Below are 8,487 nucleotides of genomic sequence, written 5' to 3' on the forward strand. Positions count from 1 at the left end.
GAACAACTTTATTCCTGAAAATATTAATTATTTGACTAAAAAAAACAATTTGTCATTAGATGATTTTGGAAGTATATTTGAATTGAGTAAAGGTTTAACGGGTCAATACGTAAGAAAGCTCTCTTTACCTAAAATTATTACTATTCAAAAGATATGTGCTTATTATCAAATAAGTATTGACGATTTTATAAATACGGAACTTTCCGAAGCAATGCCTTACGCGTTAAAAGGATCTCAGGTTGTTTATACAAATGAAGTTTCTCCAGTACCGTATCAAGTGAGTCCAAAATATGTTGAAGTATTAGAGAAAGCACTAGAAGACAAAGAGAAAATAATTAAAAACCTAGAAAGTAAACTAGATATAGAAATTAAAAGTAAAACCGCATAACTCTTTAATGAGAGTTGTGTTCAAAAATAATAATTAATAGAAAATGAGAAAAATTATTTTAACAGCATTTTGTTTAGCTACTTTTAGCTCTTATGCGCAATCAACAGCGGAAGTTACTTCTGCAAGTACAAATCAAAAGGAGTATAATTATTTAACTAAAGGGTTAAAGATACAGAGAGAAAGCGGTTTAGATATTATAGCTGGTTATGATTTACTAGAAGCAGGAAAGGTCTCTATTGGCACGCAATACAGTTTTAGTTTTTCTAATTTGATAGAAAAATCAACTGGAAATTTAAAAGCTATTTCTGTAGTGGTAACAAGTACTGTTACCAAGAGTACATATTACTTATGCATACCCGTTAACAACTTAAAGTTATTTAGTGAATACACTGACTATACTTACCAATTAAGTCCAGAACTTGCAAAAGCTTTTAATTCTGCATTAGCAGTGCAGTACAGTAATATAAGTTCAAGGTTTTCAGATAAAAATAAAAAATAATACACTGTAATTAGTTGTATTTTAACATTATAATTATAATTTTTCAACCCGTTAACGAACCTACAGGTTGTTTGTTCTTATAAATCTTGATAGAATAAGGCTTTGAAAAACAGCTATTTATGTTTTTTTAAAAGTACTAAATTGGATTCTATAGAACTTAAAATCCAGTGAACAGCAATGTTCGTGCGGGTTCAAGTCCCGCTCTGAGTACTAAAAAAGCTTCAAACTATGTTTGGAGCTTTTTTTATTATATATTTTAAATCAATGTATTTCATTTATATACTTTATTCTCAAAAATTAGATAGGTATTATGTTGGAACGACCGATGATGTTGAAAAAAGATTAGTTGAACATAATTCTGGCTTGTATAATAATACATTTACTAGCAAGGGAATTCCTTGGGATTTAAGATTGTGTTTTGAATGTTGTTCAAGTACAGCAGCTTATGGATTGGAGCGTTTTTTGAAAAGAATGAAATCTAGGGTTTTTTTGGAGAAAGTGATTGTTGATCCAGGTATTTTATCAGATATTCAAAATAAATTATAAGATCTGCGGGTTCAACTCCGAAGCTTCGGAGCCGCTCTGAGTACAAAGCTCCTTCGTTTGAAGGGGCTTTTTTTATGGCCTTTTTTTACTGCTGATTATTTGTGGTTTTAGTTGTTAGTGGGTTAGTTGTTTTTTTTTATCTTTTTAATAATAGGTATGGGTGCTTTTGTAATTAGTAAGCGGTTTAATGACGAGTATAAGTTTGTTTTTACCTCTAGGAAAGGGAAAGTAGTTTTTACAAGTTTGAGTTATGAGTTAAAGTTTGAATGTGAGGAAGCTATTGAGCAATTTAAACTTAAAAGTGACACTGCTGATTTTTTAAAGTTCAAGTCTACGTCAGGGAAATTCTATTTTAAGCTCATGCTTGAGGGAAGTCATTTTGCAACAAGTAGAAAGTATACCACGTCCTTGCGTCTTCAGAAAGGTATTGATGAAATTGTTCGCTACGCATCGGTATCAGAAACGTTAGATTTTACCTCGAATGATTTGATATTTTTGGAAGATTAGACCAAAACACTGTAAACTAAAAAAGAGCGCCTGGAATTAAATCCAGGCGCTCTTTTTAATTATGACTGTACTCCAATAAAAAAGCCATCTCGCAAGGCGGATGGCTCTTAAAATTTTTAGAATTGAGTTCTAATTATTTTTTTGCAGCTTCAGTAGCAACTTCAGCAGCTTCAGTAGAAACAGCAGCAGCAGAATCAACAACAGTTGCAGCAGAATCAACTACAGCAGCAGCAGAATCAACAACAGCAGCAGCAGAATCAACTACAGCAGCAGCGTCCTCAGCAGGAGCATCAGCTTTTTTACAAGAAACAACAGTTAATACAGCAACAGCAGCTAAACTTAAAAATACTTTTTTCATCTTAATTTAATATAAAGGTTAATTATTAATTCGTGGCAAAGATATAAATTTTTTAATATGTAAAATATTTTTTTATTTTTTTTTTGAAAAATAATATACTTTTTACCAACAGTTTATTCAATTACAATTTTTGTGCCAATATTTAAAATACAAACGGTGTTTTTTTAATGATTGAATTAGCACCTAAATTTATTTTTATTTAGCGTTTAATCCCTTCTTTTTTTGTGTTTTATCTTTTTTTGGGTGAACTAGTTTCAATTCGTTTATTAAGTTTTTTGCGCCAGCATATTTATCCATAATGAAGAGCACATAGCGGATGTCTACCATGATGTTTCTACAAATACTTGGGTCGTAATAGATGTCACTCATTGTACCTTCCCAAACACGGTCAAAGTTCAAACCTATCAAGTTACCGCTAGCATCTAGAGCAGGGCTTCCTGAGTTGCCTCCAGTAGTGTGGTTTGTACCTATGAAACATACGGGCATTTTTCCGTTTTCAGCATACTCACCATAATCTTTCTTTTGATACAAATCGATCAGTTTTTTTGGAACATCAAACTCGTAGTCACCAGGAATGTATTTTTCCATTACGCCGTCTAAGTAGGTTATTGGGGTGTAAAGTGTTGCATCTTTGGGTTCGTACCCTTTTACTTTTCCATAAGTAACACGTAAGGTACTGTTTGCATCTGGGAAAATTCTACTATCGGTGTTAAGTTCTAATTGCGCCTTCATATACGTGCGTTGCAATGCCGTAATCGTTTGGTTGATTTCGTCATATTTAGGAGCTATTAGCGTGTTGTAGCTATCCGCAAGTTCCTTTACTAAAAGATATCCAGGATCTTTATTTAAATTCGCTAAAACGGTTGGCGCGTCTCCAGTTAATACTTCTTTCAAGCCGTTATAGCTCGTTAATCTTGAATTGGTATATAGTGTTGTAGCTAGACTTTTTGCGTCAATATTTTCTAAACTTTTCGGTAAAAATTGTTTTGGAGATTTGGTAGCGTACAAAGCTATCAATTGTTCAAAAACTTTTTCGTCAACGGTAGCATTGAAGTTTTTATAAAAATCAGTCAAGCCTGTAACTAAATTATTTTTTCGATCCGTAAAGGCTTGCTCCCCTTTTGATTTGTATACTTGTTCTAATTGATACAATCGGTAAGCGGTACTCAATAGTTCAGTATTGCGTTGTACGGTTTCCATAAAGTAATCTCTAGCTAGCGCGTAAGGAGCAATTGCTGTATAGTTTTTATCAAAATCAGCTAAAAGTGTACCGTATTCCTTTTCTTTACCTGCTTTAGTAATTTTTTGCTGAAAAGCTTTTTCGGCCTCTCTTTTTACTGCTACAGCATTCGATTTTTGAAGTCCTTGTGTCTCACCAATCCATTTTTTCCAATAATTTGCAATGCTGGCATATTTAGAAGCATATTGAATTTTAATAGCATTGTCTTTACGCATGAATCCGTCGGCTACTTTTAAGGCTTTATCACGAATTTCAATCTTTGCAGGATTAAGTTCATTCACAATTTGTTCGATGGCTACAGATGGTAGGTATTCGTTGGTTTTTCCTGGATAACCAAAAACAAGCGTAAAATCATCTTCGGCTACACCGTCAAGCGAAATTGGTAAAAAGTGTTTTGGAATATAAGGCACATTCTCTTTGGAGTATTTTGCGGGACGATTGTTTTTATCGGCATAAATGCGGAACAATGAAAAATCGCCAGTATGACGTGGCCAAACCCAATTGTCGGTGTCAGACCCAAATTTCCCTATTGACGTAGGCGGCGCACCAACCAAACGCACATCAGAAAAAGTTTCTGTTACAAAAAGTACGTATTGATTGCCCTCATAAAAAGTACGAATTTTGTTTTCTTGCCAAGATTCTTTCGGGAAAGAGGCGCTCAATAGAGTGATGTTTTCTTGAATTTTTTTCTGTTTGTCGGCTTCGTTTGCTAGTGTCGCTGTACCTTCAAGTATTTGCGTAGTTACGTCTTCAATTTTCACCATAAAAGTAACAGTCAAATTTTCGTTTGGTAATTCGTCTTCCATTTTATAGGCCCAAAAACCATCAGCTAAATAATCTTTGTCTACTGAAGAGTGTGATTGGATTTGAGAATAACCGCAGTGGTGATTGGTCAGTAACAGGCCTTTTGGTGAAATAACTTCAGAAGTACAGCCACCGTTAAAATGCGGCACTGCATCTTTCATGCTAGATTGATTGACATCATAAATGTCTTTGATTGACATTTTCATGCCTAGATTCTTCATTTCGGTTTCATTCATTCCTTTCAATAAAGAGGGAATCCACATACCGCCTTGTTGCGCTTGTGTTTGAATGACAAATAGTAATAAGAATAATTTTAAAAATTTCATTGGTATATAATTTAGTTTGAGAAAAGTGTGATACAACTGGATAATTGATTTTAAATATAATGGAACAAAAAATGTCTTAATGTCGTTTGCCTTTCCAAGTGCCTCCGTATTTATACTCAGGCAATGATTTTGATTTTTCGCAGCAAGATTCACAAACGAAAATCCAATTTTTTCCTGCTTTAATTTGAACTCGAAACATCGTATCGGCTGTAGTTGAGCAAATTTCACATATTTTGGTTTTCATTTTATTAGCTCAATAGCGTCATTTCATTTTTAAAAGCAAAACTTACTTTTAATAGGTTTCTACAAAACGAATCGGCTTAGTAAAAGTTTTAAAAAGTCCGTGTTTGATTATTTTATTAGCAATTTCAATCAGTTTTAAGACGCATTAATTTTCGATTATGAATTTCAAAACCGCTGGCAAGATACAATTTTTGTGCTTTTGTATTGTGTGGTTCTACCTCAAGATAGATCAGTTTTAACGATAATTTATGGCTTTCGGCTTTTATAAAATCTATGGCTTTGCTGCCAATGCCTTTGCCTCGAGCTGTTTCTGTAACGTATAACTCATCTAAAAATGCAATTTTACCTTGGTACTCAAAACTAAACACGAAGGTTAGAATAAGGTAACCTACCACTTGCTCTTGCCAATAGATCAGCCAAGCTTTTCCTAACTGTGGATTGTCTATAAATTGTTCTAGTAATTCTTTTGTCTTTTCAATAGCAATAGGATAACCATCAATGGCGTAAAAATCGACCATCAAAGCACAGACAGTATTTACATCTTGTTTTTCTATTGGTTTAAAGTAAATCATATTGTTCTATTTAGTAGCGTAAAGGTAGTTAATATCGAATTTGGTCTTGCCATAACCGTTCGTCATTTCGTTACAACCGTTCGTCATTTTTCGGTAAAACAACAGCCTTAGCCGTTCTATATTTGTCTCATCAAAACAAATAAAAACAATTTAAACAAATAAAAATGAGAACAGAAATTTTAAAAAAAGGAGTAATTGTAGTAAAAGCAGTATTAGGTTTTATAGTAGGCTTTGCGCTGTATTATCTAGTTAAAATGTTAATTGGCTAAATTGAAATTGGCGTAAGCAATTCTATCATCAATCAATCAATCAATCAATCAATCAATTAGGAATAAAAAAGTATGAAAACAGAAATTTCAAAAAAAGGGTTAATTATAATAAAAGCAGTTTTTGGATTTGTAATAGGTGTTTTGCTGGTTTATTTAATGAAATTAATAATACCCTAAAAGAATAGATCATCAATCAAAATCAATCAAAATCAATCAAAATCAATCAAATCAATCAAATCAATCAAATCAAAATCATGAAAAAAAACATCATTGTGCTTGCACTAGCAATAATGGGATTATCAAATGCCAATGCACAGACAGCTCAACCAGAAGCAAAAAAACCTGGCGATATTTCATTGCCTTCGTCGAAAGGAGCGCTAGAAAAATTAGCCTCTTTTGACGATGGAAATTACAAATATTCCGTTGAAGATTTCTACACAAAACCAAAAGCAAGAGCGTTTAGATTATCACCTGACGGATTACGCATGTCTTATTTTCAAAAAATTGATAATGGCAAAACCAATGTGTATGTAAAGGAGATTAAAACAGGCAAGGTTTCCCTGGTAATAGAGGAAAAAGAAGAACTTATCAAAACGTATTTTTGGTTGAATAACGAACGGTTAGTTTATGTTATGGATAAAGGAGGAAATGAAAACATACATGTTTATTCTGCTGGAATCGATGTTTCTGTTCCAATTGATTTGACGCCTTTTGCCGGTGTACAGGCAGAAATTAATACGGTACTAAAAAATCAAAGGGATTTTATTATCGTTACGATGAATAAAGAGAATAAACAAGTTAAGGAGCCTTATAAAATCAATATCAAGACAGGAGCGATAGAAAAATTATATACCAATACGGATCTCAAAAACCCAATACTGGCCTATAATTTTGATAAAGATGGCAATCTAATAGGCTTTACAAGACTGGTTAACGGGATTAACATGCAGTACTACTACAGGCCTGCAGGCGCTAGCGATTTTAAATTGTTAAAAGAATTTGAATCAACAGAAACTTTCAGTGTTGTTTCTTTAAATTACCAAACTCCTAATCCAGATGATGCTTATGTAATATCAAATTTAGAATCTGATAAAACACAAATTGTTTTGTATGATTTGAAGCAGAATAAAATGATAAAGGAAATTTATTCTAACCCGACCTTTGATTCCAATTATCTTTGGCTTTCTGAAAATAGAAATTTTGAAGTGGACTATGTTGGATTTAACGGAGAAAAAAACACCATCATTCCGATAAGTAAGCCTTTTAAAAAGATTTATGATAACATACAAAAGGAATTTAAAGATGCGCAATTTTCAATTGTTTCCCAAAGTGATGATGAAGAAAAAATGTTGATCATTGTTTCTAGTGATAAATTTTACGGGAAATATTATCAGTACGATTCCAAGTTGGATAAAATGACCTACATGTTCGATTTAATGCCAAAACTAGAACAAAAAGATATGGCTGTAATGAAGCCGATTTCTTTTAAAAGTCGCGACGGAATTTTAATTCACGGTTACATCACCCTGCCTAAAGAGGCTTTAGACGGAAAAAAGGTGCCTTTGATTGTTAATCCACACGGTGGTCCACAAACGGTAAGAGACAGTTGGGGATTTAATCAGGAAGCACAATTGTTTGCGAGTCGCGGCTATGCAACTTTACATGTAAACTTTAGAATTTCTGGAGGATACGGAAAAGAATTTTTGAAAGCAGGATATGGTCAAATTGGTCGTAAAGTGATGGATGATTTAGAGGATGGAGTGCAATATGTATTGTCACAAGGATGGATAAACAAAGATAAAATTGCCATTTATGGCGCAAGTCACGGAGGGTATGCTACTTTGATGGGATTAGTAAAAACACCTGATTTATATGCGTGTGGAGTGGATTATGTGGGAATTTCAAACATTGAAACTTTTTTTAGTTCTTTTCCTGAATATTGGAAACCTTATAAAGAAGCGGGAAAGAAAATTTGGTATGATTTAGACAATCCTGCACAGGCTAAAATTGCCAAAGAGGTATCACCTTTTTATCAAGTCGATAAAATCAAAAAGCCTTTGTTTGTGGTTCAAGGTGCAAATGATCCAAGGGTTAATATTGCAGAATCGGATCAAATTGTGACTGCTTTACGAAAAAAAGGATTTGAAGTTCCTTATATGGTAAAGTACAACGAAGGACATGGTTTTGGAAGAGAAGAAAATCAAATTGAGCTCTATAAATCAATGCTTGGCTTTTTTGCTCAATACCTAAAAAATAAAAATTAATTTAAAAAGTTTACTTTTGGCGGAGTAGTTTTACTTCGCCAAAAGTTTTAAAGGAGTAGTTTAATTTAAAACCTAAAAAGATGGTAAAACTAATTTTGACTTTGGTAATACAACTTGCAGATTTGCTAAACAGTTTAATTTCATAAAAGATAATGAATTCAATTATTAAAAATTCTAAATACTTTATACCAATTGTTTGGTTTCTTTGTTTAGCGCTGACATATTTTGGTAAAATCGAAAACATGATCAAGTTTGGACATTACAAATTGTTTGTTTCTGAATTTTTATTATGGCTTTTATTCGGGGTTATCTTTAACTATTTGTACTATTTATCATTAAATAATAATAAAGGTCAGGTTTTGTTTGTTGTCTTTTTAAAATTATTATTTATAAGTAGCTGTGTAACTATTGCACTGTGGTTAGCTTTATATTTTCCCGTTACCTATTTTACTGAAATGGCTTGGCTAGAAA

At 32.8% G+C, this 8,487-nt stretch carries 9 protein-coding genes; 6 read left to right on the top strand and 3 right to left on the bottom strand.

Going from position 1 to position 8,487, the window contains the following annotated elements:
- The 4 genes from DNC80_RS15060 to DNC80_RS15075 all read left to right on the top strand — a co-directional run.
- Positions 1–388, top strand: a 388-nt coding sequence (locus tag DNC80_RS15060) for a helix-turn-helix transcriptional regulator (RefSeq protein ID WP_182651914.1), incomplete at its 5' end; no start/stop codon positions are given.
- A 43-nt stretch (positions 389–431) separates the two neighbouring features.
- Positions 432–887, top strand: coding sequence for a hypothetical protein (locus tag DNC80_RS15065; protein WP_182651915.1), 456 nt, complete (start codon positions 432–434; stop codon positions 885–887).
- A 228-nt stretch (positions 888–1,115) separates the two neighbouring features.
- Positions 1,116–1,433 (top strand): GIY-YIG nuclease family protein, encoded by a 318-nt coding sequence (locus tag DNC80_RS15070; RefSeq protein WP_182651916.1) that lies wholly within the window; start codon positions 1,116–1,118, stop codon positions 1,431–1,433.
- A 156-nt stretch (positions 1,434–1,589) separates the two neighbouring features.
- Positions 1,590–1,940, top strand: coding sequence for a DUF1508 domain-containing protein (locus tag DNC80_RS15075; protein WP_086455136.1), 351 nt, complete (start codon positions 1,590–1,592; stop codon positions 1,938–1,940).
- 133 nt (positions 1,941–2,073) lie between these two features.
- On the opposite strand, the gene DNC80_RS15080 is transcribed toward DNC80_RS15075, so the two are convergent.
- The 3 genes from DNC80_RS15080 to DNC80_RS15090 all read right to left on the bottom strand — a co-directional run bounded on the left by DNC80_RS15080 (position 2,074) and on the right by DNC80_RS15090 (position 5,483).
- Positions 2,074–2,298 carry a hypothetical protein gene (locus tag DNC80_RS15080; RefSeq protein ID WP_182651917.1) on the bottom strand — a complete coding sequence of 75 codons (225 nt, stop codon included), beginning with the start codon at positions 2,296–2,298 and terminating at the stop codon, positions 2,074–2,076.
- A 195-nt stretch (positions 2,299–2,493) separates the two neighbouring features.
- On the bottom strand, positions 2,494–4,668 hold the full coding sequence (locus DNC80_RS15085; protein WP_182651918.1) for a S46 family peptidase: 2,175 nt from the start codon (positions 4,666–4,668) through the stop codon (positions 2,494–2,496).
- A gap of 368 nt (positions 4,669–5,036) precedes the next feature.
- On the bottom strand, positions 5,037–5,483 hold the full coding sequence (locus DNC80_RS15090; protein ID WP_182651919.1) for an N-acetyltransferase: 447 nt from the start codon (positions 5,481–5,483) through the stop codon (positions 5,037–5,039).
- A gap of 523 nt (positions 5,484–6,006) precedes the next feature.
- Here DNC80_RS15090 and DNC80_RS15095 point away from each other — a divergent pair.
- The gene (locus DNC80_RS15095; protein WP_182651920.1) at positions 6,007–8,016 is read left to right on the top strand and encodes a S9 family peptidase; all 2,010 of its coding nucleotides are present in this window, start codon (positions 6,007–6,009) and stop codon (positions 8,014–8,016) included.
- A gap of 152 nt (positions 8,017–8,168) precedes the next feature.
- A partial coding sequence (locus tag DNC80_RS15915) for a hypothetical protein (protein WP_220485263.1) occupies positions 8,169–8,487 on the top strand: 319 nt, incomplete at its 3' end.

The organism is Flavobacterium sp. SOK18b (assembly GCF_014156605.1).
In the GTDB taxonomy this organism is placed as follows: domain Bacteria; phylum Bacteroidota; class Bacteroidia; order Flavobacteriales; family Flavobacteriaceae; genus Flavobacterium; species Flavobacterium tiangeerense.